Annotated in this window: 27 protein-coding genes; 14 read left to right on the top strand and 13 right to left on the bottom strand. The window is 64.7% G+C overall.

Translation table 11 applies throughout. The annotated features are described in order from the left end of the window. The first annotated feature begins 2 nt into the window (after positions 1-2). The 7 genes from petA (at position 3) to ACSLUQ_RS01015 (ending at position 5,759) form a co-directional block, all read left to right on the top strand. Entirely contained in the window at positions 3-602 is a 600-nt protein-coding gene (gene petA, locus ACSLUQ_RS00985) for a ubiquinol-cytochrome c reductase iron-sulfur subunit (RefSeq protein WP_417771196.1), read from the top strand. Positions 603-628: 26 nt separating this feature from the next. Next, complete coding sequence (locus ACSLUQ_RS00990; RefSeq protein WP_417771195.1) at positions 629-1,894, top strand: cytochrome b; 1,266 nt, start codon at positions 629-631, stop codon at positions 1,892-1,894. 29 nt (positions 1,895-1,923) lie between these two features. After that, positions 1,924-2,811: a cytochrome c1 gene (locus ACSLUQ_RS00995; protein WP_417771194.1), complete on the top strand. Its 888-nt coding sequence runs from the start codon at positions 1,924-1,926 to the stop codon at positions 2,809-2,811. 144 nt (positions 2,812-2,955) lie between these two features. Continuing rightward, positions 2,956-3,837, top strand: a complete 882-nt coding sequence (locus tag ACSLUQ_RS01000) for an S-methyl-5'-thioadenosine phosphorylase (RefSeq protein ID WP_461807459.1) — start codon at positions 2,956-2,958, stop codon at positions 3,835-3,837. A 99-nt stretch (positions 3,838-3,936) separates the two neighbouring features. Further along, a complete protein-coding gene (locus ACSLUQ_RS01005) occupies positions 3,937-4,485 on the top strand; it encodes an adenine phosphoribosyltransferase (protein ID WP_417771192.1) in 549 nt (182 codons plus the stop codon). After that, positions 4,482-5,174, top strand: a complete 693-nt coding sequence (gene bluB, locus ACSLUQ_RS01010; RefSeq protein ID WP_461807460.1) for a 5,6-dimethylbenzimidazole synthase — start codon at positions 4,482-4,484, stop codon at positions 5,172-5,174. The genes ACSLUQ_RS01005 and bluB overlap by 4 nt, the downstream gene beginning before the upstream one ends. 102 nt (positions 5,175-5,276) lie before the next feature. Next, positions 5,277-5,759, top strand: a complete 483-nt coding sequence (locus ACSLUQ_RS01015; protein WP_417771190.1) for a GNAT family N-acetyltransferase — start codon at positions 5,277-5,279, stop codon at positions 5,757-5,759. Here the strand turns inward: ACSLUQ_RS01015 and ACSLUQ_RS01020 are convergent. The 7 genes from ACSLUQ_RS01020 to ACSLUQ_RS01050 all read right to left on the bottom strand — a co-directional run bounded on the left by ACSLUQ_RS01020 (position 5,756) and on the right by ACSLUQ_RS01050 (position 11,946). Next, a complete protein-coding gene (locus ACSLUQ_RS01020) occupies positions 5,756-6,832 on the bottom strand; it encodes a hypothetical protein (RefSeq protein ID WP_461807461.1) in 1,077 nt (358 codons plus the stop codon). The two genes, ACSLUQ_RS01015 and ACSLUQ_RS01020, sit on opposite strands and share 4 nt — an antisense overlap. Positions 6,833-7,074: 242 nt before the next feature. Further along, on the bottom strand, positions 7,075-7,578 hold the full coding sequence (locus ACSLUQ_RS01025; RefSeq protein ID WP_461807462.1) for a MaoC family dehydratase: 504 nt from the start codon (positions 7,576-7,578) through the stop codon (positions 7,075-7,077). Beyond that, positions 7,575-8,033 carry a MaoC family dehydratase gene (locus ACSLUQ_RS01030; protein ID WP_461807463.1) on the bottom strand — a complete coding sequence of 153 codons (459 nt, stop codon included), beginning with the start codon at positions 8,031-8,033 and terminating at the stop codon, positions 7,575-7,577. The genes ACSLUQ_RS01025 and ACSLUQ_RS01030 overlap by 4 nt, the downstream gene beginning before the upstream one ends. A 131-nt stretch (positions 8,034-8,164) precedes the next feature. Then, positions 8,165-9,250 carry a linear amide C-N hydrolase gene (locus ACSLUQ_RS01035; RefSeq protein ID WP_461807464.1) on the bottom strand — a complete coding sequence of 362 codons (1,086 nt, stop codon included), beginning with the start codon at positions 9,248-9,250 and terminating at the stop codon, positions 8,165-8,167. Between the two features lie 174 nt (positions 9,251-9,424). Continuing rightward, complete coding sequence (gene ychF, locus ACSLUQ_RS01040; protein WP_417771185.1) at positions 9,425-10,525, bottom strand: redox-regulated ATPase YchF; 1,101 nt, start codon at positions 10,523-10,525, stop codon at positions 9,425-9,427. Next, entirely contained in the window at positions 10,525-11,262 is a 738-nt protein-coding gene (gene pth, locus ACSLUQ_RS01045; RefSeq protein ID WP_461807465.1) for an aminoacyl-tRNA hydrolase, read from the bottom strand. Before pth ends, ychF begins: the two co-directional genes overlap by 1 nt. A 63-nt stretch (positions 11,263-11,325) precedes the next feature. Continuing rightward, on the bottom strand, positions 11,326-11,946 hold the full coding sequence (locus ACSLUQ_RS01050; protein WP_417771183.1) for a 50S ribosomal protein L25/general stress protein Ctc: 621 nt from the start codon (positions 11,944-11,946) through the stop codon (positions 11,326-11,328). A 425-nt stretch (positions 11,947-12,371) separates the two neighbouring features. Between ACSLUQ_RS01050 and ACSLUQ_RS01055 the strand changes: the two genes are divergently transcribed. The 5 genes from ACSLUQ_RS01055 to ACSLUQ_RS01075 all read left to right on the top strand — a co-directional run bounded on the left by ACSLUQ_RS01055 (position 12,372) and on the right by ACSLUQ_RS01075 (position 18,117). Beyond that, the gene (locus ACSLUQ_RS01055; RefSeq protein WP_461807466.1) at positions 12,372-12,944 is read left to right on the top strand and encodes a hypothetical protein; all 573 of its coding nucleotides are present in this window, start codon (positions 12,372-12,374) and stop codon (positions 12,942-12,944) included. 152 nt (positions 12,945-13,096) lie between these two features. Then, positions 13,097-15,226, top strand: a complete 2,130-nt coding sequence (locus tag ACSLUQ_RS01060; RefSeq protein ID WP_417771181.1) for a methyl-accepting chemotaxis protein — start codon at positions 13,097-13,099, stop codon at positions 15,224-15,226. A gap of 231 nt (positions 15,227-15,457) precedes the next feature. Further along, a complete protein-coding gene (locus tag ACSLUQ_RS01065; protein ID WP_417771180.1) occupies positions 15,458-16,468 on the top strand; it encodes an ABC transporter substrate-binding protein in 1,011 nt (336 codons plus the stop codon). 43 nt (positions 16,469-16,511) lie between these two features. Next, positions 16,512-17,285 carry an ABC transporter ATP-binding protein gene (locus ACSLUQ_RS01070; protein ID WP_417771179.1) on the top strand — a complete coding sequence of 258 codons (774 nt, stop codon included), beginning with the start codon at positions 16,512-16,514 and terminating at the stop codon, positions 17,283-17,285. 10 nt (positions 17,286-17,295) lie between these two features. Beyond that, positions 17,296-18,117, top strand: a complete 822-nt coding sequence (locus tag ACSLUQ_RS01075) for an ABC transporter permease (protein WP_461808457.1) — start codon at positions 17,296-17,298, stop codon at positions 18,115-18,117. Positions 18,118-18,127: 10 nt separating this feature from the next. On the opposite strand, the gene ACSLUQ_RS01080 is transcribed toward ACSLUQ_RS01075, so the two are convergent. Continuing rightward, entirely contained in the window at positions 18,128-18,580 is a 453-nt protein-coding gene (locus ACSLUQ_RS01080) for a DUF411 domain-containing protein (RefSeq protein WP_461807467.1), read from the bottom strand. A gap of 190 nt (positions 18,581-18,770) precedes the next feature. On the opposite strand from ACSLUQ_RS01080, the gene ACSLUQ_RS01085 reads away from it, so the two are divergent. Further along, positions 18,771-19,208, top strand: a complete 438-nt coding sequence (locus ACSLUQ_RS01085; RefSeq protein ID WP_417771177.1) for a DUF4399 domain-containing protein — start codon at positions 18,771-18,773, stop codon at positions 19,206-19,208. Positions 19,209-19,320: 112 nt separating this feature from the next. Here ACSLUQ_RS01085 and ACSLUQ_RS01090 read toward each other — a convergent pair whose 3' ends face one another. From ACSLUQ_RS01090 to lgt, 5 genes are all read right to left on the bottom strand, one after another. Continuing rightward, a complete protein-coding gene (locus ACSLUQ_RS01090; RefSeq protein ID WP_417771176.1) occupies positions 19,321-20,253 on the bottom strand; it encodes a ribose-phosphate pyrophosphokinase in 933 nt (310 codons plus the stop codon). A 251-nt stretch (positions 20,254-20,504) separates the two neighbouring features. After that, positions 20,505-20,981 (bottom strand): hypothetical protein, encoded by a 477-nt coding sequence (locus ACSLUQ_RS01095; RefSeq protein ID WP_461807468.1) that lies wholly within the window; start codon positions 20,979-20,981, stop codon positions 20,505-20,507. A 169-nt stretch (positions 20,982-21,150) separates the two neighbouring features. Next, positions 21,151-21,921: a peptidoglycan editing factor PgeF gene (gene pgeF / locus ACSLUQ_RS01100; protein WP_461807469.1), complete on the bottom strand. Its 771-nt coding sequence runs from the start codon at positions 21,919-21,921 to the stop codon at positions 21,151-21,153. A 105-nt stretch (positions 21,922-22,026) separates the two neighbouring features. After that, positions 22,027-23,154 (bottom strand): class I SAM-dependent methyltransferase, encoded by a 1,128-nt coding sequence (locus tag ACSLUQ_RS01105; RefSeq protein ID WP_461807470.1) that lies wholly within the window; start codon positions 23,152-23,154, stop codon positions 22,027-22,029. Continuing rightward, positions 23,155-23,988: a prolipoprotein diacylglyceryl transferase gene (gene lgt / locus ACSLUQ_RS01110; RefSeq protein ID WP_461807471.1), complete on the bottom strand. Its 834-nt coding sequence runs from the start codon at positions 23,986-23,988 to the stop codon at positions 23,155-23,157. A gap of 203 nt (positions 23,989-24,191) precedes the next feature. On the opposite strand from lgt, the gene ACSLUQ_RS01115 reads away from it, so the two are divergent. Further along, entirely contained in the window at positions 24,192-24,461 is a 270-nt protein-coding gene (locus ACSLUQ_RS01115) for an accessory factor UbiK family protein (protein WP_417771171.1), read from the top strand. Positions 24,462-24,875 lie beyond the last annotated feature (414 nt).

A 24,875-nucleotide genomic window follows, 5' to 3' on the forward strand; every position in this document is an offset into this window, starting at 1 on the left:
GCATGCTGTCGTCGGGCCACAGGTTAAAAGAGGACGCGACCTTGGCACAGCAGGATACGGTCGAACCCACTCGCCGCGATTTCCTCTATATCGCGACCGGTGCGATGGGCGCGGTTGGCGCGGGGGCGCTTGCTTGGCCCTTCATTAATCAGATGAACCCTGACGCCTCGGCGCTGGCGCTGGCCTCGATCGAGGTCGACATCTCGCCGATCGAGGAAGGCCAGTCGATCAAGGTGATGTGGCGCGGCAAGCCGCTGTTCATCCGCAATCGCACGCCCAAGGAAGTCACCGAGGCTAACGCAGTGCCGGTCGACAACCTGCCCGACCCGCTGGCGCGCAACCTGAACCTTCCCGCCGACGCCCAGGCGACCGACGCCAACCGCGGCATGAAGGACAAGGAAGCCCTGCTCCTCATGGTCGGCGTCTGCACCCACCTTGGCTGCATTCCGCTCGGAGAATCGGGTGACTTCGGTGGCTGGTTCTGCCCGTGCCATGGCTCGCACTACGACACCGCCGGCCGGATCCGCAAGGGCCCCGCGCCGCAGAATCTCCTGATCCCGCCGTACGAGTTCGTCTCGGACAGCGTCGTTCGGGTCGGTTGATAAGCGGCAATCCAGAGGAGACAGCCATGGCTGGACATTCCAATTACGTGCCGCAGAGCGCTGCGGCGAAGTGGGTCGAGAGCCGTCTGCCGGTGATCTCGCTCGTGCGCGGGTCCTTCGTCGATTTTCCGACCCCGAAGAACCTCAACTACTGGTGGACCTTCGGCGGTATTCTGGCGATCATGCTGGTGGCACAGATCATCACCGGCATCGTGCTGGTGATGCACTACGCGCCGAACACCGAAATCGCCTTTGCCTCCGTCGAACACATCATGCGCGACGTGAATTACGGCTGGCTGCTGCGCTACCTGCACGCCAACGGCGCGTCGATGTTCTTCATCGCGGTCTACATCCACATCTTCCGCGGCATGTACTACGGCTCCTACAAGGCCCCGCGCGAGATTTCCTGGATCCTTGGTGTCGTGATCTTCCTGCTGATGATGGCCACCGCCTTCATGGGATACGTGCTGCCCTGGGGCCAGATGTCCTTCTGGGGCGCCACCGTGATCACCAATCTGTTCTCGGCGATCCCGCTTGTCGGCGAGCCGATCGTGAACTGGCTGTGGGGCGGCTTCTCCGTCGGTAACCCGACGCTCAACCGCTTCTTCTCGCTTCACTATCTGCTGCCGTTCATGATCTTCGGCGTCGTTCTGCTGCACGTGTGGGCGTTCCACACCACCGGCAACAACAACCCGACCGGCATCAATCCGAAGTCGAAGCAGGACACGCTGCCCTTCCATCCGTACTACACGATGAAGGATCTGTTCGCGATCGTGGTCTTCATGATCCTGTTCGCCTACTTCGTGTTCTACGTACCGAACTACATGGGGCATGCTGACAACTACATCGAGGCGAACCCGCTGGTCACGCCGGCGCACATCGTTCCGGAATGGTACTTCCTGCCGTTCTACGCGATCCTGCGCGCCGTTCCGGACAAGCTCGGCGGCGTCATCCTGATGTTCGGCGCCATCGCGGTCCTGTTCGTCCTGCCGTGGCTCGACACCTCGAAGGTTCGTTCGGGCACCTACCGGCCGCTGTTCAAGCAGTTCTTCTGGGTGTTTGCGATTGTGGCCGTGGCGCTCGGCTACCTCGGCGCCATGCCTCCCGAGGGTGGCTACGTGATCGCGGCGCGCATCTGCACGGCCTACTACTTCGCGCACTTCCTGATCATCCTGCCGCTGCTTGGCTTCATCGAGAAGCCGAAGCCGCTGCCGAACTCCATCTCGGAGTCGGTGCTGGGATCGGGAAGCGGCAAGCCGGCTGGTGCTGTCGCGGCGCCTGAGACCAAGTGAACCACGGACGGGATTGGGAGTTCTCACTCATGAAAACTATGATCGCATCCGTGCGTGGCGCAGTTCTGGTGGTGGCGGGCGTTGCGCTTGCCACCCCGGCCTTCGCCGCCGGACAGGCGCCGCACATCGAGCGCCAGCAGTGGTCGTTCGCCGGCCCGTTCGGGTCCTATGACGAAGCCCAGCTTCAGCGCGGCTTCAAGGTCTTCAAGGAAGTCTGTTCGTCCTGTCACGCGGCGAAGTTCCTGGCCTTCCGCAACCTGTCTCAGGATGGTGGCCTCGGCTACACCGATGATCAGGCCAAGGTGATCGCGGCCGAATACACCGTCCCCAAGGGCGTCGACGACACTGGCGAGCCGATCGAGGGGCCGGCGGTCCTGTCCGACCACTGGCCGTCGCCGTTCCCCAACGAGCAGGCTGCGCGCGCGTCCAATGGCGGCGCCTATCCGCCGGACTTCTCGACGCTGGCCAAGGCCCGCGCCGGGCACAGCGGCTTCCCGCTCTTCATCTTCGACGCGTTCACCCAGTACCAGGAGCAGGGGCCGGACTACATCTACGGCCTGCTGACCGGCTACGAGGAAGCTCCCGCCTGTTTCGGCGAGGACTTCATGGGCAACTACAACACGAAGTTCCTTGGTGGCTCGATCACCTTTGAGGCGTGCAAGGGCGAAACCCATCTGACGGGCGGTCCGATCGGCATGGCTCCGCCGCTGTCCGACGAGCAGGTCGAGTACACCGACGGTACGCCGATGACGGTCGACCAGTATTCGCGCGACGTCGCGGCCTTCATGATGTGGATGGCCGAGCCGAAGCTCGAGGCGCGCAAGGAGATGGGCTTCCGCGTGATGATCTTCCTGATCGTTTTCGCATCGCTCCTCTACTTCACCAAGAAGGCGATCTGGCGCGACGTCGAGCACTGATCCGACGGCGCTTCGCCAGGAGTTCGAAAATCAGGGCCGCCGCATCCGATGCGGCGGCCCTTTTCGTTGCCGTGGCCTTCTGATTGGCGCGGGCGGACGAATGTGGCAAGAGAAACGGAAGACCTAGACAGGGAGCTTGAGCGAATGAGCGATGCGGTGCTGGGCGTGATCGGCGGATCGGGCCTCTACGACCTTCCCGATCTTCAGGACGCCGAATGGGTGGCGGTGGAAAGCCCGTGGGGGGAGCCCTCGGATGCCGTGCGCATTGGCCGCGTCGACGGCCTGAAGGTCGTGTTCCTGCCGCGTCACGGACGCGGCCACCGGCTCGCGCCCTCCGACATCAACTATCGGGCGAACATCGACGTGATGAAGCGCTGCGGCGTTACCTCGCTTGTATCCGTTTCCGCATGCGGGTCGTTGCGCGAGGCCTATGCGCCGGGACACTTCGTTCTTGTCGACCAGTTTATCGACAGGACCTTTGCCCGGCCGAAAAGCTTCTTCGGCAAGGGCTGCGTGGCCCATGTCTCGATGGCTGATCCCGTGTCTCCGCTGCTCGTCGATCACATTGCAGCGGCCGCTGGCGCGGAAGCGCTGACCTTCCACCGCGGCGGAACCTATCTTGCCATGGAGGGGCCGCAGTTTTCCTCGCTCGCAGAAAGCAGGCTGTACCGGGAGTGGGGCTGCGACGTGATCGGCATGACCAACATGCCCGAGGCGAAGCTCGCCCGCGAGGCAGAGATCTGCTACGCGACCGTCGCCATGGTGACCGACTACGACAGCTGGCATCCCGACCACGGGGCGGTCGATATCCAGGCCATCGTGCGCGTGTTGCATGAGAACGCCGACAACGCCCGTCGGCTGGTCGGACGGCTGGCGAAAGACCTGCCGCGCCAGCATGAGGCGTGCCCGATCGGCTCCGACACGGCGCTTGAATATGCGCTGATGACCGCGCCCGAAATGCGCGATCCGGCCCTGCTGTCCAAGCTCGATGCCGTCGCCGGTCGAGTGCTGGCGTCAAAGGGTTGAGTTGATAGCGGGCAAGCCTCCCGAAAAATCGCAGGCTTGAACATGAACGACAGGTGCCGATGATGCTTGACGCTCGGCACGCCGAACACGGGACTGAACATGACGAACGACAGCGTATCGGCTGAACTGCTGGCCGCGATCCGCACCATTCCGGACTATCCCAAGCCCGGTATTCTTTTCCGTGACATCACCACGCTGCTTGGCGATGCGCGGGCGTTTCGCCGTGCCGTCGACGCGCTGGTGCAACCCTGGGCCGGATCGAAGGTCGACAAGGTCGCCGGTATCGAGGCCCGTGGCTTCATTCTCGGCGGCGCGGTTGCGCATCAGATTTCCGCTGGTTTCGTGCCGATCCGCAAGAAGGGCAAGCTGCCGCACGAGACGGTCCGTATTGCCTATTCGCTGGAATACGGGCTTGACGAGATGGAGATGCACAAGGATGCGATCCTGCCGGGCGACAAGGTTATCCTTGTCGATGACCTGATCGCGACCGGCGGGACGGCCGAGGCCGCCACCCGGCTTCTCCAGCAGATGGGAGCCGAGGTCCTCGCCGCCTGCTTCATCATCGATCTGCCGGACCTCGGCGGCCGTGCGAAGGTCGAGGCGCTTGGCGTTCCCGTCCGCACGCTCGTGGAGTTCGCGGGACATTGACGCAGGAGGACGCCCCGCAGCGCGCATCGGACGCGCGACCCGGACCGACGCACGGGGCGTCCCCCTTCGACGAGACGTTTCTGGCAGGCTTTCACGACCTGCTCGCCTGGCGGCGCGACGTGCGGCGCTTCCGCCGAGATCCGCTCCCGCCGGCACTTGTCGAGGACATCCTTGCCGAGGCCCACATGGCTCCGTCGGTCGGCAACAGCCAACCCTGGCGCTTTGTGCTTGTGGAGGAGGCGGACCGCCGCCGGCTGGTGCGCGAAAGCTTCCTGAGGGCCAATCGCGACGCGCTTGAAAGCTACGCTTCCGACAAGGGGGCGGACTACGCCCGGCTGAAGCTCGAGGGTCTGGATGCGGCTCCCGTGCAACTCGCCGTGTTCTGTGACGAGGAGACCGGCCAGGGGCACGGTCTGGGGCGGCGTACCATGCCGGAGATGCTGGCCTATTCCTGCGTTTGCGCGGTCAACACATTGTGGCTGTCGGCGCGGGCGCGCGGTGTCGGGGTTGGCTGGGTTTCGATCCTCGAGCCGGACCGGGTGAGCACCGCGCTCGATGTGCCCGAGGGGTGGCGGCTCGTTGCCTATCTTTGCCTTGGCCTGCCGGTCGAGGAGCATCTCGATCCCGAACTGGAGAGGTCGCGCTGGCAGGTTCGCACGGGTCTGGCGGAGCGCCTGCTGCGGCGCTGAGCGGACTTTCCAGCGGGAATTTCTCATTGGTCCCCCGCCGGGACCGGAGCCATAATCGATCAAGGCGCGGCAGGACGACCGCGCGGACAAGGGGAGCTGGCCATGGCCGTGAACATTCGCGAGAAGCAGGATGCCGATCATGACGCCGTCGTCGAGTTGCTGACGCGCCGGTGGACGAGCCCGCATATCCTCATCGAAGGGGAGATGATCGACGGGTCGCTCCTGCCCGGTTTCATCGCCGAGGACGAGGAAGCCGTCATTCTCGGTCTTGTCACCCTGATTCAGCGAGATCGTGAGTGGGAGATCCTGACGCTGGATTCTCTCAGCCGGTGGAGCGGTGTTGGAACGCTTCTGCTCAATGCGGTGGTCGGCGCGGCCATCGAGACGGGCATTCGCCGGCTGCTGGTTCGCACGTCGAACGACAACCTCGATGCCTTTCGCTTCTATCAGAGGCGCGGGTTCCGGTTGGAGAAGATTGTGCCTGGCGCGATCGACGAGGAACGCAAGCTCAAGCCGGAAATTCCGCTTCTCGGAGAATACGGTATCCCGATCCGCGACGAAGTCGTCTTCGCAAGGGCGCTCTAAAGGATCAGCGTCTGGGGAGACGTCAGGGACGGGACGCTCAGCCCGGCAGGGGGGAGGCCGGCGGAATAGGCAAGGCTTGCTTGCGCGGGGGCGATGCCGGCCTCTCCCGAGGCCTGAGCCGTGGTGGCGCTCACCGACCCATCGGAAAGCGCCCGGTTGAGCGACTGGGCTAGCCCCGGGCTGTCGAGGGCTTGCTTGCCCTCGCTCACGGCCTGATCGGTTGCGCGCTTGTCGGCTCGGCTTTCCGTCTCGTCCGTCTGGTCGCGGCGGGCAAGATCCTCGATCTTCTTCGCCAGCTGCTTCAATTCCTCACCGAGCTTCTTCAGATCTTCGCGCTCTTTTTTCATCCCCACGGCTCGGGAGCGGTTCGCCGCCTCCTCTTCCGTCTGCTGCGCGCCGATATAGGCCTGCAGGGCGGACTTCAGCTCTTCCTGGCTCGGCTCATTGTCGGTCTTGCTCGCCGAGTTTGTGTCACTCTCGTCCCCGGGCTTGCCGGATGGCTTTGCCTCGGTTGCGGCTGTGGCTTTGCCCGGTACGGACGTGGGGGCTTGCGTATCCGCGCCGACGTGCGCCTCATTGCTTGCCACGCCAGCTGCCACGGCACCTTGTGCGTCTTCGGAGGCGGCCGTGCCTTGCGCATCGCGGACACCGGCACCCGAGGCGCCCGATGACAACCCGGCTGCATCCGAGCCCAACTGCGCGGCCGCGCCCTTGAAGTCCTGCGCCAGGGCCTTGAGTTCGCGAAGCATCGCCTTGGCCTGCTTCGGCGTTGCGAATTGCAGGCGCTGCTTCAGCTCCTCGATCTTCTGCTTGATCTCGGCGGCCTTGTTCGAGCGTGAAGCGTCCTTCATCTGGTCGACCGCGCGCTGCAGCTGCTGGCTGATCTCGACGGTGTCCTTGATCTCCTTGACCGTGTCCTCGCTCAAGGAGATGCCGCCACTGGCGAGGTTTTTCAGTGTTGCGTCGGTCTGGCTCGCGAAAGCATTGAAAAGGCGGGCGTTCCGCTCCTGGGAGACGCGGGAGGAAAGCCCTGCGAGGCTTGAAGCCGTCTTGAGAAGAGATAGCACCGACATCGCGACGTCCTCCGCCCTCGGGGATGGATGCCTGACGTCGTCGCCCGCATGGCACCGAACTGTCGGCACAGGGGCAGGCAAAGTCCTGCAACCATCAGATGTACTCTGTATCGGCCGGCACCTGTTAAAAAAGAGTTAAGAGTGAACAAGGCGTTAACGAAGAAACCCCGGCCGACGCCGTGGCGACCGGTCTTGCCCGGTCTCGGCCGCGGTCGTGCCCGCTGGCTGGCCCTTCGGGTGTCTCAGACGCTGGTGGCGTTCGGGGGCGGCGTGGCGTCATCGCTCTTGGGCCGGCGCGCGACCAGAACCTTGCCGATGAAGGAGAATGCCGTCTCGCCGTCCTGGTTGACGCCCTCGTTGCGATGCACGGCAATGCCCCAGGCGGGGCGTGTCTTCAGCGGCTTGGTCTCGATGATCGTCGAGGAATAGGTGATCGTGTCGCCGGCAAAGACGGGCTTGAGCCACTTCATGTCGGTGAAGCCGGGGGAGGGGCCGACGCGCAGGTGATCGCCGGTCTCGGCGACCTCGCGGGCGAAACTCGCGACCATCAGTTTCATCCAGATGGCGGCGGTGTGCCATCCCGACGCGCACAGCCGTCCGAAATGGGTCTCGGCCGCGCCTTCCTCGGACAGATGAAACCGCTGGGGATCGAAGGCTGTCGCGAAGCGGATGATGTCCTCGGCGGTGAAGGTGAAACTGCCGAGTTCGCGCCTGGCGCCGATCTCGAGATCCTCAAACCAGATCATGCAGCGCTCTCCCTGCGACCGAAGAGGATGCTGTTCTCGAGCGTCATGACCGGGACACCGTGCTGATTGACGAGGGTCATGCGCAGGGTGACGACGCCGAGACCGGGGCGCGAGCGCAGGGCGCGCGTCGTGAGCACCTCGGCCGTTGCGTTCAGTGTGTCGCCAGGAAACACGGGGCGCATCCAGCGCACTTCGTCGATGCCGGGCGACCCGTTGCAACTTGAGGCGAGCAGCAGGCCGTCGCACATCAGCCGCATCAGCATCGAGCTTGTATGCCAGCCGGAGGCTGCGAGACCGCCGAGCACGGAGGCCTTGCCTGCCTCCTCGTCGAGGTGGAAGGGCTGCGGGTCGAATTCTGTCGCGAACGCGATCACTTCGTCGCGGTCGACGAGCTTGCTGCCGAGCGGGATGACCTGCCCCGGCTCGAAGTCCTCGAAATGGCGGAACGTGCTCATGCAGCCGGTCTATACGCCAGTGCGATGGCTGTCGAGTGCGTGGTGCGGCTGCCCTTGCGGCAGGTTGGTGGCCTGCCGCAAGGGGGGCTGTGTGTCCTGGAGCACCTGCGGCCCGGGAGACCTGGCGGCTTTTACTTCACCGACATGAAGGTGAAAGGTTCGCTTTCCACGAAGGAGTCGGCGGCGTTGCCGGCGTAATAGTGGCCGCCGGCGATAGCGAGCTTCTTCGGCTTCGCTGTTTCCGCGAAGTCGATATCGGCGAAATTCACCCAGAAGGTGTTGGGGGTCGTGGCGGAGTCGAAATAATAGACCAGATTCGTCTGGTCCGATGCCGTCCGCCAGAGCGTGGAGGCGATGTTTGGCTGGCCGGGTGTGGTGATGCCGAGGGGAACGCTGACGCTGCGCATGACGGACAGCGACTGGGCGACCGCCTGGTGGGCGTAGGCCTGGCCGGGAACGGCGGAGATGAAGTTCTTGTCCGTCGACTTGGTCGTCGCGCCAAGCAGGAAGGAGGCGCGCACGAACCGGTCCGCCGCACTGTTGGTGCCGGGAAGGAAGGTATCGCCGCCGATGCGCTCCCAATAGGCGTTGAGGGCAAGCTGCTGGTCGAAGGTCGGCGAGTTGGTCATCACCTTGTACTGTTTGCCATGGTGGATGACGAGCTTACCGCCGATGTACTCGAAGATTGCGGAATCGCCCGTGGCATCGGAAATCGACAGGTGCAGCGTCGCGGCGGAGCCGTTGGGAAGCTTCGGTGCGATGATGCGCAGAGGCTTGTCCTGCATCGCCTGCACCGTTTCCGAGACGCTGGCGAAATTGTCGAGCACGTATTGGGCCCACATGCCGATCACCATCGGCGCACCGGTCTTGCTGTCGCCGTAGTCGGATTCGGCGAGATAGAGCAGGTTGGCGACAAGACCCTTCTCGTTCATGCCGTCGGCGCTGGCGATGTTGTAGCCCGACGCGATCACGCTGCCGTATTTCGAGGTCCATTCGGGCGACCCCTCGCCGGCGTTGCCGGAGCGGGCCATGCCGCGCGGGAACACCCAGAGGTCGGTCTGCATGTCCTCCATCCAGTCCATGTTGCGACCGGTGATCACCGTGTTGTCGTCGCCGACGTAGACCGTGCGGGTGCAGGCGAGCGCGACGCTCGGGAGGAAACTGGCGCCGGCCATCATGGCGGCGGTGGCGGCGGCAAGAAGCTTCTGTCGGATCATTTGGCGGGTCCCCGGCCTGTGTCATGGAACGAATGACGAAACATCATTGCCTGTTGCCTAGCCCGTAGCTCCTTAAGGGAGAGAAAAAAATGCGAGAAAAACTGGAACAATGAAACGAAAAGGGGCGGTGATCCGGATCACCGCCCCAATATTGGTTCTTCGAACGAGAGCCGGTCAGGTGTTGAACCTGAACAGCAGAACGTCACCATCGCGCACGACATATTCCTTGCCTTCGTCGCGCGCCTTGCCCGCTTCCTTGGCCCCTGCCTCGCCGCCGAGTGCGACATAGTCGTCGAAGGCGATGGTCTGGGCGCGGATGAAGCCGCGTTCGAAGTCACTGTGGATGACGCCGGCGGCCTGCGGTGCCTTGGTACCCTGGCGGATGGTCCAGGCGCGGGTTTCCTTCGGTCCGGCGGTGAAATAGGTGATCAGGCCGAGAAGCTCGTAGCCGGCGCGAATAAGCCGGTCGAGGCCGGGCTCCGTGAGCCCCATGGATTCCATGTATTCGGCCTGCTCCTCGTCGTCGAGCTGGGCGATCTCGGCTTCAATGGCAGCCGAGATGACCACGCAAGCGGCACCTTCCGCTTCGGCCATCTCGCGCACGCGCTCCGACTGGGCGTTGCCGCTTGAGGCCGAGGCTTCCTCGACATTGCAGACATAGAGGATCGGCTTCGTCGTCAGAAGGTTCAGCCCGTCGAGGATCTTCCTCTCCTCGGGCGTGGAAACCTCCAGCAGGCGCGCGGCCTTGCCTTCGCGCAGCAGCTCAAGCGCGCCTTCCATCACCGGAACAGCGGCCTTGGCTTCCTTGTCGCCGACGGTCGCCTTCTTCTTCAGCGGGGCGAGCCTGCGCTCAAGGCTCTCCATGTCGGCGATCATCAGCTCGGTCTCGACGGTCTGGGCGTCGGCGATCGGGTCGATACGGCCATCGACATGGGTGATGTCGTCGTCCTCGAAGCAGCGCAGCACGTGCGCGATGGCGTCGACCTCGCGGATGTTGGCAAGGAACTGGTTGCCCAGGCCCTCACCCTTGGAGGCGCCGCGCACCAGGCCGGCGATGTCGACGAAGGTCAGGCGGGTCGGCAGGATGTTCGCAGACTTGGCGATGCCGGCAATCGCCTTCATGCGCGGATCGGGAACGGCGACTTCGCCGGTGTTCGGCTCGATCGTGCAGAAGGGATAGTTGGCGGCCTGTGCCGCCGCGGTGCGCGTCAGCGCGTTGAAGAGCGTGGACTTGCCCACATTCGGCAGGCCAACGATGCCGCACTGAAAACCCATCAGGAGTGATCCTTCTTTCCAAACATGCGCGCCAACTGATCGGCGAGCGCGCCGCCTTTTTTCTGTTCTCCCGCAAGCGGTGCGGCGACCGCGGCTGGGGGCCGCGCGTGCGCATCGACGGCTGCGGGTGTCGTCTTTTTGCCGGTCTTGGCCGGACCGTCGTCAGCCGGGTTCAGGACGCGGTGCATGCGGTTGCAGAATTCCGCCTCGCGTCCACCTGCCAAAAGCGCCGCCTCTCGGCCGATCCCGTCGAGGAGCGGATCGAGCCAGTCGGCGTCGACCTTCGCGAAGTCGCCGAGGACATAGCCGATGACCCGGTCCTTGTGGCCGGGATGCCCGATGCCGAGACGAACGCGGACATAGTCCTTGCCGAGATGCGCGTCGATGGAACGGATGCCGTTGTGGCCGCCGCTGCCTCCGCCGGTCTTGACCCGCACCTTGCCGGGAACGAGATCGAGTTCGTCGTAAAGCACGAGGACGTCGGCGGGAGAAATCTTGAAGAAACGGGCGGCCTCGCCGACGGCGCGGCCGGAGTCGTTCATGAACGTCTGCGGCTTCATGAGGAGAACCTTCTCCCCGGCGAGCAGGCCTTCGCTCACTTCGGCGTGAAAGCGACCGCGCCAGGGCGAGAAACCGGCGTTGTGTTCATGAATGGCATCGACGGCCAGGAAGCCGATATTGTGCCGGTTGCGGGAGTATTTGGCGCCCGGATTGCCGAGGCCGACGATGAGGCGCATCGTTTCTCTCCGTCACCGCGAGGCAAGGGGTCGGCCGGAAAAGGCTCCGGCCGACCGTACGTATCACTCTTCGGTGGTCTCGGCTTCCGTCGTCTCTTCGTCGTCGGAAGAGGCGCCGCCGCCCGGAGCCGCGATCGTGGCGATCGTGAAGTCACGGTCGGAGATCGTCGGGACGCAGCCAGCCGGAATGGTGACCGAGGAGATGTGGATCGACTCACCGACCTTCGCGGTGGCGAGGTCGACGACCAGCGAATCCGGAATGCTGTCAGCCGGGACGGTCATCTCGACGGTGTGGCGCACGACGTTGAGGACGCCGCCAGCCTTGATGCCCGGGCACTTCTCTTCGTTGATGAAGTGAACCGGAATGTCGACCGTCAGCTCGCTGCCCTTGGCAACGCGCAGGAAGTCGACGTGAATGAGGTCATCACGGACCGGATCGAGCTGGTAATCCTTGGCGATCACGGTGTGCGTGGTGCCGTCGATGTCGATGCTTCCGAGATGGGTCATGAAGCCGCCGCGATGCAGGGCGAGCGTGGCTTCCTTCAGCGGAATCGCAATCGGCAGGGCGGGCTTCTTGTCGCCGTAAATGACGGCGGGGATAAGGCCTTCACGGCGCAGCGAACGAGCGGCCCCCTTGCCAACCCGGTCCCGAGCCGATGCCTTCAGCACATAGCCTTCAGCCATGGCAGTTCTCCTTGGGTTTCATGAAATAATGGGCCCTTGTGCCCAGCCGTTGTCCGCAAGCGGCTTCCGGATGAGCGGGCAACGGCCCGGTCGCGCCGCCTCCAGGGGTGCAGGTGCGCGCGGCTCTCATAGCCGAAGCCGCCTGAAAGGGCAAGAGTGCGGCGGAAAACCTGCCTTCGGCATTCATCGCGCACGCCTGCTGATCCCAATTTGCATCTGCCTTGCAAATTTCTGCGCGAGCCAAGTTCCTCTGCGAGAAGGGTTTGTCTGTGTTCACGTGATTTTAAGTAAAAATCGCAATATTGACGTAGGGGATTTTGGTAAAGGTCGCCTCTAAAGGTGATTGAATTAATCTCGTCCGACTGGTGTTCCGCGGTCTCCGCAAGGGCATCCCAAGGGAGAGGACGCAAGAAGGGGAAGAGAGAATGAAAGCTTTTGTTGCTGGACTGATGATTGCGCTGTTCGGGCTTGCCACGCCGGCGCTTGCCAACCAATTCGAGGCGGAGCTCAAGGCGCTTGCCACCGGCAGGATCGCCGAGGTGGTTTCGTCTGCGTCCGTGATCGATGCCATCAAGGCGCAGAACGCGCAGACGGCGGGTTACGACCAGGCGAAGATCGACGAACTGGACAAGGCGTGGCGCGCGGAAGCCGATTCCGCCGATCAGCCGATGATCGATGAGGTCATGGAGCGGCCCGTTTCGGTATTCCTGTCCGAGGTTCAGGAGGCGAGCGACGGCCTGTTCACCGAGATCTTCGTGATGGATGCGAAGGGGCTAAACGTCGGCCAGAGCGAGGTCACCTCGGACTTCTGGCAGGGCGACGAGGCCAAGTGGCAGGAGACTTTCTCCAAGGGCGCCGGTGCAACTCATATCAGCGATCTGGAAGAAGACGAGTCCACCCAGACCGTCCAGAGCCAGGTGAGCGTGCCCGTCGTCGATCCGGCGACCGGGGAGGTCATCGGCGCGGCGACCTTCGGCGTCAACGTCGAGAAGCTCTAGGCCCCGCATCGGGCGCCCGCGCGCAGATGCGGGCGCCCGGCTACGCAGGCAGACGGTCGACGGAAAGTCCGGATATACGGACCCGCGTCCTTCCCTCGCGTGAATCACTCACAGAGGCATCAAGGAAGATGCCCTGATCCAGGGAGTTCGACGTGAAAATTTCCGCAAAACTGCCGTCGATCATCGTCGGTCTTGCGCTCGTCTGCTCGACGGGAGTCGGACTGGCCAGCTATCTCTCAAGCTCGTCGACCATCCAGAACCTGGCGCACAACCGTCTGACCGCGCTGGCGGAGACCCGTCGCGACGCACTCAACGACTATCTCGAGAACCTGAGCGCAGGGCTCGCTTCCTTTGCCGAAAGCAAGACCGTGCGCGCCGCAGTCGCGGAATTCGCGACGGCCTGGAGCAAATACGGCGACGCGGCGAGTGGGACGCTCGCCGCAGCCTATGTGACGGACAATCCGCACGAGGCAGGGCAGCGTTCGGAGCTCGACAGCGCCGGGCGCAAACCCTATGACCGGGTGCACAAGAAGCTGCATCCCATGCTGCGCCAGCATGCGCGCGACAACAAGCTCAGCGACATGCTGCTTGTCGATCCCGAGGGCAATGTTCTCTACAGCGTCGAGAAACGATCCGATTTTGCGGTCAATCTGCGCGACCCCGCGTGGAAGGATACGACGATCGCGCAGGTTTTCGAGGCATCTGTGGCCGGAGATCCTGGGGCATCGCATATGGCGGACATCGCCCCTTATGCGCCGCTCGGCGGCACGCCGGCGGGTCATGTCGCCGTTCCCATCACGCTTGGAAGCAAGATGCTTGGCGTGCTGGTGTTCGAGTTCCCGAATGGGGTCCTGGAAGCGATCCTGGCCCGCTATGCGGGGCTGGGGGAGACGGGCAACGTCTTCATGGTCAGCCAGGACGGGCTTATCCTCAACGACAGCCCGCGCACGCCCTCGCGCAACGAGCTGATGAGCCGTATGGCCGACGTGCCGCTGGTGCGCGGGTCCCTCGGCGGTTCGGAGATCAACTTCGAGACCATCGACGATTTCGACGGGCGCTCCGTCGAGGCAGCCGCGGCTCCTATCTCCTTTCTCGGTCGCGACTATGCGATCCTGGTGGTTCAGGATCTGGCCGAGGTGATGGCGCCGCTTGGCAGTCTCAAGACATGGATCCTGGCGATCAGCGTCACCGCCCTGATTGCGGCACTGGCGGTCGGCATCATATTCTCGCGCTGGCTGTCTGGCCGCATCCGGCGGCTTTCGTCTGCCATGCACCAGCTCGCAGGTGGCGACGTGGGCGTGACACTGCCCGAGGACAGTCAGGCTGACGAGATAGACGACATGACCCGCTCGGTGGTGGTCTTTCGCGACAATGCCCGCGAACGCCAGGAACTGGCCCGGGCCCAGGAGCAGACACAGAAGGCTGTCGAGGAACGCGCCGCGGAGATCGGCAAGCTCGTCGAGGCCTTCCGCGTCGATGTCTCCGGCATGCTCGACGGGGTCAATGCCAACGCCGATCAGATGCAGGCAACCGCCGAGGCTCTGACCCGGGTTGCAGAAACCGCAGCGGGAGGCGCCAACACGGCGACGACGGCGGCAAGCGAAACCTCGGAGAACGTGCAGTCCGTCGCTTCGGCGGCGGAGGAACTCGCCGCTTCGATCCAGGAGATCGGCCGCCAGGTTTCCAGCACCAACGACATTGTCGCCGGAGCCGTCGCCAAGGCCGCCCACACCAACACGCGGATCGGCGGGCTTGCAGATGCGGCAAGCCGGATCGGTGATGTGGTCTCGCTGATCCAGGCGATTGCCGAGCAGACCAACCTGCTGGCGCTGAATGCAACCATCGAGGCCGCGCGCGCCGGCGAGGCGGGCAGGGGCTTTGCGGTTGTTGCTGCCGAGGTCAAGGAACTCGCCACCCAGACCTCGAAGGCGACCGAGGAAATCGGCTCCCAGATCGCGGCGATCCAGGCCGCCTCGACGGAGGCCGTTGGCGCCATCGGCGAGATCAGCACGACGATGGACGAGGTTAGCCAGTACACTTCCTCGATTGCGGCTGCGGTCGAGCAGCAAGGGGCGGCGACCGACGAGATCTCCTCCAGCGTGCAGGTTGCGGCGAATGGCACGCGCAATGTGTCCGGCTCTATCGCGGAGATCACGCAGCAGGTCGAGGAAACCAGCGAGTCCGCAACGCGCGTTCTGTCGGCTTCCGCCGAGGTGAACGACAGGGCGACGACGTTGCGCACCCGCGTCGACAGCTTCCTCCAGAGTGTCTCCGCGGCCTGACAGGCGACAGGCATCCTCTGTTCGAGGCAAGGGCCGGGGCATTTTGCCCCGGCCCTTGCTGTTTCGGACAGGCTTCCTCCCTGTCCGGATTGACAATCCTTCCCCGCTGCGCTCACTTCACCACCCCGTGACGGCGCACGCGCTCCGGTGTGCAGCTCGTTGCGGCACGGGTTTCGGACGACCGGGACAGATGGGTGTCCGCAAAGGTCGCCTATCGGGGAGGAATTCATCATGTTCAGGAAACTGGCCATCGCCGGCCTTGTCGCAGTCAGCCTTGTTGCTGGCCATGGCGCGGCCGAAGCCAATGACAAGATCACTGTGGGCGCGTTGCGCTTCACCTCGCACGCGCCGAGCTTTGTCGCCTTCGAGCGCGGCTATTTCGCCGAGCAGGGGCTCGATGTCACCTTCGAGTATTTTCAGGCGGCCCAGCCGATGGCGGTCGCCATCGCCTCGGGCGATGTCGACTTCGGCGTTACGGCGATCTCCGGCGGTCTCATCAGCCTTGCGCGCAAGGGCGCGATCAAGGTGGTTGGCGGCGCGCTGCAGGAGGAGCCGGGCATCGAGGGGCAGATGATCCTTGCCTCGAAGGCTGCCTATGACGCGGGCCTGACCACTCCGGCCGCGCTCAAGGGGCGGAGTTTCGGCATCACACAGACGGGCTCCTCGTTCCACTACATCGCCCACAAGATCGCTGACAAGGAAGGTTTCGACCGGTCCGAGATCACCCTGCGTCCGCTGCAGAAGGTGGGTGCGGTGATCGGCGCGCTGAAAAGCGGCCAGATCGATGCCTGGGCAATCGTGCCGCACATTGCCAAGCCGCTTGCCGCCGGTGACCAGATCGAGGCCATCGGCATGGTCGCCGACTATATTCCCAACTATCAGGTCACGACCGTATTCACTTCCACGGCCAATACTGTCGACAAGCCGGAGCTGGTGAAGCGTTTCCTTGTCGCCTTCTCGAAGGGCGCTGCGGATTTCAACGCGGCGCTGGTCGACAAGACCTCGGGCGAGGAGGACGCGGCGGCGATGGTCGAGCTCCTGCACAAGTACGTTTATGCCGACCAGCCGCTGGAGAAGGCATCGACCTCGATCCGCAATGGCGCGATGCGCGTCAATGAGAACGCCAAGCTGAACCTGACCTCCATCACCGACCAGCTTGACTGGTTCAAGTCCGAGAAGCTCGTGCCGGAAGGCGTGACGCTCGACATGCTTGTCGACAGCCAGTTCGTCGAAACCGAGTGACAGGACAGGCCAGGAGGCCTGACAACCGGCAACGGAAGGTCCGATGGATCTCATCTTGAAAGGCATTTGCCACAGCTATGGCGAGACCGAGGTCCTTAGCGGCATCGATCTCGCCATCAGCGAGGGGGAAATCGTCTGCATCATCGGCCCTTCCGGCTGCGGGAAGTCGACGCTTTTGCGCTTCATCGGGGGATTGGAGCTGCCCACGGCCGGCGAGGTGCTGGTCTCCGGCACCGCGCCGGAGGGATGCCTCAACCCCTTGACCTATGTCTTCCAGGACTTTGCCCTGCTGCCCTGGCGCAGTGTCGAGGGCAATATCTCGCTGGTGCTGGAGGACCATCCGCTGAGCGCGGCGGAGCGCGCCCGGGTGATCGACGACGTGCTTGCGCGCACCTCGCTGACCGATTTCCGCAAGGCGCTTCCGCGTCAGCTTTCCGGCGGCATGCGCCAACGGGTTGCCATCGCCCGGGCGCTGGCCGTCCGGCCCGCCGTGATGCTGATGGACGAGCCGCTTTCCGCGCTCGACAGCCAGACCCGGGAACTGCTGATGGACGATCTGGTCGGGCTCTGGCAGCGCGAGCGCTTCACCGCCTGCTATGTGACCCACAATCTGGCAGAGGCCGTGCGTCTCGGTCATCGCATCGTGTTGCTGTCCCGCCGACCGGGAAAGATCCGCGAGATCGTATCGATCGACCGTGACCTGGCGGATCGCGGACCGGGAGATACCCGGCTAGAGGCGATACAGCGGGATCTCTGGCATCTCCTGCGCGACGAGGCGCGTGCCGCCGATCGGGAGCTTGCCGATGCCTCCTTCTGAGAGCGAGACCATGGACGCACGGACAGGCGTCGCCGGGTCCGGCCCGGACCTGCGTCCGGTTCCCTACCGCGGTGGCGGGTTTCGCCCGGTGAAGATCCGGTTTGTCGGGCTGGCCGTGTTCTTCCTGCTTATTGCTGTGTGGGAGCTCGGCTCGCAGACCGGCGTGATCAGCGACCTGGTGCTGCCGGCTCCAAGCGAAGCCTTCGCCGCGTTCCGCTATCTGGTGGAGAGTGGCCAGATCTGGCTGCACCTCGGTGCGTCGCTGCAGCGACTGGCCATCGGCTGGACGCTTGGAACGGCGCTGGGCGTCGCCGTCGGTCTCATGGTCGGGCTGTTCTCGCTCGCCCGGGCCGGGCTGTTGCCGCTCGTTTCGGCGCTGTTCCCGATCCCGAAGATCGCCCTGCTGCCGCTGTTCGTCATCTGGTTCGGCATAGGCGAGGGGTCGAAGGTCGCCACCATTCTCTTCGGATCGTTCTTTCCCACGGTGATCGCCACCTATGGCGGCGTCGACAATGTCGACCGCACGCTGATCCGCATGGGGCAGTCGTTCGGGCTTTCGTGGTGGTCGATCGTGCGCAAGATCGTGCTGCCCGGCGCGATGCCGGCGATCCTGTCCGGCTGCCGGATTTCGGCGTCGATCGCCATCATCCTGCTTGTCGCGGCGGAAATGATCGGCGCCGAATATGGTGTTGGCGCCTATGTGCTGATGGCCGGAAGCCTGTTCGCCACCGACCAGCTTCTTGCCGGCGTCGCGATCCTGTCGATGCTCGGGCTCGTGGTTTCCTGGCTCATCGGACGGGCGGAGCGTTGGCTTCTGCGCTGGCGCGGCTGAGGACCCGCGACTAGCGCGGGCCGATCCGCTCGTAAAGCGAGGCGTTGCCGTTGCGCCCGACAGCCATAACGACATAGCTGGCCTGCGGGTCGTCGCCCATGCCGGTGGAGCCCGCCGGCATGCCGGGAACGGCGATGCCGGCCACGTCCGGGCGTTGTGACAGCAGGCGCCGGACGGAGGCGACGGGCACATGGCCCTCGACGAAATAGCCGCCGATCATCGCCGTGTGGCAGCCTTCCATGTCCGCGGGAACGCCGGCCTTCGACTTGATCGGGGCGAGATCCTCGCGGTCCTCGATGGTAACGCTAAAGCCGGCGGCGCGCATGGCTTCGCTCCAGGCCTCGCAGCAGCCGCACCAGGGCGACTTGAACACGGTCATTGCCGTCTCGTCGGCCATCGCCGGCTGGGCGAGGGCGATCTGCGGCAGAAGTGCGATCAGCGATAGCGTGGCGCGGAGGGTCATGGCGTTCGTCCTGTCGGTGTCGATGCGCCTGTCATGCACCTTCCACCAGAGGGAAGGTCAAGGCCGCGCATGCCGGACCGCGCCGCCGCTTCGCCCCTTGCCGCCGCGTCTGCGTGGCCTAGTATCGATGAGGGGGCGATGCAGGCGAGGGCAACCGGCAGGTCACCCTTGCAGACCCGAGGAGATATCCATGCTGAAGCCAGTCACTGTCGCCGTTGCGGCGCTTGCCTTTTCGGCGCTCTTGCCGCAAGCGGCCGCCTTCGCACAGGATCACCGTACGCCGGCGCCCGAGGGCGCCGAGGTTTATTTCATCTCTCCCAAGGATGGGGACACGGTGAAGAGCCCGTTCAAGGTAACTTTCGGTCTGAAGGGAATGGGGGTCGCGCCGGCGGGGGTGGAGAAGGAGAAGACCGGCCATCACCATCTTCTCATCGATCAGAAGCTGGAGGATTACAACAGCGCCATCCCGTCAGACGAGACGCATCGCCACTTCGGCGGCGGTCAGACGGAGACCATGGTCGAGCTGACGCCCGGCACGCATACACTGCAGCTTCTGCTCGGCGACATGAACCACGTCCCGTTCGACCCCTCGGTCGAATCGCCCGTGATCACCGTGACCGTCGAATAGGGCGGGCAGGGAGGTCCGTCGTGGCGCGATGTTGGCGGGCCTCACGCAAAACGGCGGAGCAAAGCCCCGCCGTTCTTCAGATCGTCATGATGTAAGAAACGCTTGTCGCGCCTTAGCTGAAGAGGCTCGACACCGACTGCTCGAGCGCGGTGCGCGAGATCGCCTCTCCCATCAGCGGGGCGATGGAGATCGTGCGGATGTTCGGTGCGGCGAGCACGGCGGCGGTCGGCTCGATGGAATTGGTGATGACCAGTTCCTTGAGCTTGGAGGACGTGACGCGGGCTACCGCGCCGCCGGACAGGACGCCGTGGGTGATGTAGGCGGTCACAGAGCGCGCGCCCTTGTCGAGCAGGGCCTCGGCGGCATTGCACAGCGTGCCGCCCGAATCGACGATGTCGTCGACGAGGATACAGTCGCGGCCTACCGGATCGCCGATGATGTTCATCACCTCGGACTCGCCAGGCTTGTCGCGACGCTTGTCGACGATGGCGAGCGGGGCATCGATGCGCTTGGCCAGCGCGCGGGCGCGAACCACGCCGCCGACGTCCGGAGAGACGACGAGAACGTTGTCGGTCGAGTAGCGCTCCTTGATGTCGCGGGTCATCACCGGGGCGGCGAAGAGGTTGTCGGTCGGAATGTCGAAGAAGCCCTGGATCTGCCCGGCGTGCAGGTCGAGCGTCAGCACGCGGTGCGCGCCGGCGTGGGCGATCAGGTTGGCGACCAGCTTGGCCGAGATCGGCGTGCGGCCCGTGGCGCGGCGATCCTGGCGGGCATAGCCGAAGTACGGCATCACGGCCGTGATCCGCTTGGCCGAGGACCGGCGCAGGGCATCAATGATGATCAGCAGCTCCATCAGGTGATCGTTCGCCGGGAAGCTGGTCGACTGGAGGATGAAAACATCCTCGCCGCGAACGTTTTCCTGGATCTCGACGAAAACTTCCTGATCGGCGAAGCGTCGGACCTGGCACTTGGCCAGGGGGGCGCTCAAATAGGTGGAAACTTCTTCGGCAAGCGCGCGATTTGAATTGCCCGCGACGATCTTCATGGCCCGCTAGTCCTTTGATTGGGTCCGAGCCGCGGGGGGCGCAGCGTCGGGCGACAGGGTCACACGTGGTCTGTCAGGTGTTCTCGTTGGCCATGATAGGACGCGACAGACGGGGCAGTGCTACTTCTGCAAGGACCCGCCGTTCCTCCAACAGGCGGCGGCGTTTTAACAACCGCACCGCCTTTTCACAACCGGGCTTTGGGTCATGCGTGGCAATTTTGGTGAACGGGCGCTTTTGGCGCCCGTCCGGGTCAGCTGCGGATCCAGGCGGCAAGCTCGGTGACCGCACGGCGTGCGGCGCGCGAGAGCGTGTCGCTGTTCGGGCCGGCCCAGGGGTCGCCGGAGGATCCGGGCGCCGTCTCCTGGCCGACGATGCGATGGACGCGGTTGCCCCCGTTGTCGACGACATCGAGAACATAGAACATGGTTGTCGACGACTGGTCGCCCGATGCCGAGAGATAGCCGTTCACCCGGAATGTCGCCGGTGCACCAACGCGCCGCACCAGCTTCAGATCCTGCTTGCGCGCTTCGGTGCCGATGGCGCGCGACAGTTCGTCGGCAATGTTTCCGGGGGCGCCGGTGAAGGGCTCGAAAGCGACCGTGACCTTTTGCGGGTCGGTCACCGCGGGCGCGGAGGCTGTGGTCGAACCCGGGCTGACATAGGCCGGCGGCACCTGATTGCCGGCGCAGGCGGCAAGGGCGAGCATCGCTGTCGAAAGGACAGTCATGCGCAAAACGGTCGGGCGTTTGGGTCGGGTCACGCTCATATGGCCTTGTCGGTCTGCTGTCCGTCTCGAAATGTGCCGTCCCGACAACGCGGGCGCGGTTTCCGTTTCATCGTTTAGCCCGCCTTTGCCGGCAGGTCGAGGGGGCGTGTGACGAAGGCGCGCGAACGGCTCATGCGTCTGCAAGCGCGATCGCCGACATGAGCCGGCCGTAGTCGGGCTCGCCGCGGTGGGTCGCGCGGCGATAGGAGAAGAACAAGTCTTCCTCGCCATAGGTGCAGCGCGCGAGATCTGCCGCCTTTGCCACGCCGGCCGAGGTGAGCCGGAAGCCGATATAGCCCGGCAGATCGAACAGTGCCTTGTCCTCTCCCGCACCGGGAATGAAGAAGCGCTCGTTGTCCGGGTCGACGAGGGTGAAGCGTTCGACGAATTCGGCTCCGACCTCGTAGTTGGTTTGCGAGATGGTGGGGCCGAGCACGGCGATGATGCGGTCGCGCCTGGCGCCGAGGGTCTCCATGGCGGCGAGAGTCGCCTCCAGCACGCCGGTCACGGAGCCGCGCCAGCCGGAGTGCGTTGCACCGATGACGCGGGCATGCGGATCGGCGAAGAGCACCGGCCCGCAGTCTGCGGTGGAGATGCCGAGCGCGATGCCCGGTCGATCCGTCACCAGTGCGTCGCCCCTGGGCTGGTTCTCTGCGGTCCAGGGGGCGCTGACGACGATGGCGGTCGTTGAATGATGTTGGTGTGGAGAGACCAGCGCTCCGCTCGGCAGGCCGAGCAGGCTCTTGATCCGCGTCCTGTTCTCGGCGACGGCGGCCGGGTCGTCTCGCGAACCGTGACCGACGTTGAGAGAGGTGTAGATGCCGCGGGAGACACCGCCTGTCCGGGTGAAGAAGCCGTGGGCAATTCCGTCGAGGACGGCGAGGTCGGGAGATGTCAGCATGCGGCGATATGGCTCCGTGAAGGCCCGGCGATGGTGGGAGGTGACGGGACGGCTGTCAAACCAAGTCTGCGATCGCGTCGGCAATATGGCGAAGGCCGGGGCCGGTCAGTCCTGCCGGTCGAACGGTGGCAGGACGACGTCCTCGGCGCCAAGCGCCAGGACCTTGAAGAGACTGCCCATCTCCTCGGGCCCCGCGAGACGCTGCACCTCTCCCCTGATTCTCTCCTGCTCCTCGCCGGATTTGCCCGCACCCAACTGGCCCGCCCGTTCCAGAAGACCCATGGCAAGCAGGAACGCGCCCTGCTGCATCAGCGGATGGGCGTGCGTTCCACCAGCGCGAAAGGCGCGCGCCAGCGCCTCGAAGTTCACATGGGCGGTGAGGTCGGCGCGCCCCGGATCGTCGAGCACCGGCACATAGGCATGGTTCCTCATGGCCTGGAGCGTGTCTCCGAGCGCACTTTGTCCGTAGCCGTAGTCTATGACGAGCGCCGTCCCGCCCTGTGCGGACAGCCGCTGCCCGAGCGTCTGGGCAAGGGCGTTCGCCAGCGGCTGGGTCTCAAGGATGGCTCCGTCCCGGGGGGCGGCCGGCAGCGCCGGCAGATCGGACTTGGAAAGAAGCCCAGGGCCGAGGGCGAAACAAAGCCTGCCGTCGTCGTCGAGCGCCACGCAGCGCTCGCGCCATTGTCCGCCGACACACGCGTATTGGCGTATCGGGAGAGCGTCGAAGAATTCATTGGCGACGACGAAAAGGGGAGCGTCGTCGGGCAGCGCATCGATGCGATCGTGCCAGACGGGCGCGCGCAGCAGCTTGGGAGCACGGGTCTCCAGCGTTTCTTTCTGGACCGCGCGCAGGCGCTTGCTGGTCTCGACGAAGTGCAGCGTCAGGCCCGAGAGAAACGCCGGACGCAGGGCTGCGACGCGCAGGATGTCCCCCATCAGCGTTCCGCGCCCGGGGCCGAGCTCGACAAGATGAAAACGTTCGGGCGCGCCCGAGCGCATCCAGGCCGTGACGAGCCAGGCGCCGATCAGCTCGCCGAAGACCTGGCTGACCTCGGGCGCGGTGATGAAATCGCCTCTCGCTCCGAAGGGTTCGGCCTGCATGTAGTAGCCATGATGCGGGTCGGCGACGCAGAGCGACATGTAGTCTGCAACCGGCATCGGGCCGTTCTGCTCGATGAGCGAGCGGATGCGGTCGAGCAGGGGCGCGTTCGCCGGGCTTGCTGCGTTGTTCATTCAGGCCGTCTCCCCGCCGCCTTTGCGCTCCTTGCGCAGGGCGCGCCAGATGGCGAAGGCTCCGGCCATGACCATCGGCAGTGACAGCAGCATTCCCATGGTGAGGCCGGGGCCGAAATAGCCGAGTTGTGCATCGGGAACGCGGTAGAGCTCCGAAAACGACCTGGCGAGGCCGTAGCCGACCGCGAAGACACCCGCGACGAGCCCTGGCCGGCGGTAGCCGCCGGCACGCGCGACAAGTGCGGTGATGACAAGCAGCGCCAGCCCCTCCAGCCCCGCCTCGTAGAGTTGGCTGGGATGACGCGGCTCCGGTCCCGCGCCCGGGAACACCATCGCCCAGGGCACGTCGGTTGGCCGACCCCAGAGCTCGCCATTGATGAAATTGGCCAGTCGGCCGAAGAGCAGACCGATCGGGGCGACCGTGGCGGCCAGGTCGAACAGGGTCCAGAGCGAAAGCTTGCGCCGCCAGGCGAAGATCACCATCGCCGCTACGACGCCGAGGAAGCCGCCATGGAAGGACATGCCTCCGGTCCAGACCTCGAGGATCTCCAGCGGGTGGCTGAGGTAGTACCCCGGCGCGTAGAACAGCACATAACCGAGCCGTCCGCCGAGGATCGTGCCGAGCGTGGCATAGACGACGAAATCGTCGATATCGAGCAGGCTCGGGCGGGCCATGCCGGCCCAAAGGCGCTCGCTGGCGACAAGCCGGCGCATGTAGTGCCAGCCAAGCATCAGGCCGGCAATATAGGCGAGGGCGTACCAGCGAATCGCGAAGGGGCCGAATTCGATCAGAATCGGGTCGATCGCGGGAAAGGGCAGGACCAGTGTCGGCATGTCGTCTCCGGGGGGTGAGCTGGCGCGGCGCGACGTTGCCGCCGAACGCAGGGCCCCGTCAAGCGGGCGGGCGGGCGCTTTCCCGTGGGCCGCGACAATTTCGCATGGCGCGGGTGTTTTACCGCGTCGCAAACCGCATTAGGTAAGAGAGGCGCTCCGGGTTGAAAGGGGCGCGGTAAATCTTCGATGGAAGGGCTTCCAGGATGACACAGGGTCCCAATCGCGTACTCGACGATCTCGCCAAGCTTATGACGGACGCGGCGGGTGTCGCGCAGGGAGCACGGCGCGAGGTGGAAACGATGTTCCGCGCCCAGGCCGAGCGCTTTCTCGGCGACATGGATCTGGTGAAGCGCGAGGAGTTCGACGTGGTGCGCGACATGGCCGCGCGCGCGCTCGATGCGGTCGAGGCGCTGGAAGCGCGCGTGGCGGAGCTGGAAAAGGCCGCGGGCAAGGAGGCTCCGGCCGGGGAGTGACCTGGCGGGCCGGGTAAGGGCCGAGACGATCCACGGAAAATCGCGCCGCCCGCCGCAGTGCGAGAGGTGTTGAGGGGGCGTTGTTTTCGTCTCTTCCAAGCCCTTGAGAAGTCGGCTGAATTTTCGGGGAAGTCTCGGGCTTCCGGCGGTTTCGGGCTCGAGATTTCCTGTGGTTTCGCGACTGGCGGTCCACAGTTCGAAAAGCGTAAATTTAGAGTGAACATATCATTGGGCGGAAAACTGCCTGTATACTGAGAACAAGCGAAGATTCGCGGGCGCCGCGTCCGTTTCCGGAGAAGATCATCGCGGCGGTCATCTAAGTTTCGCGAACGGCAGGCCAGCACCCTGCGGACCGACACGGCGGATGCGCGCCTGGTGCGACGGCGCGGGTTACCGCAAGCCGAGAGGAACCTT

It is taken from the genome of Stappia sp. ICDLI1TA098 (assembly GCF_054880955.1).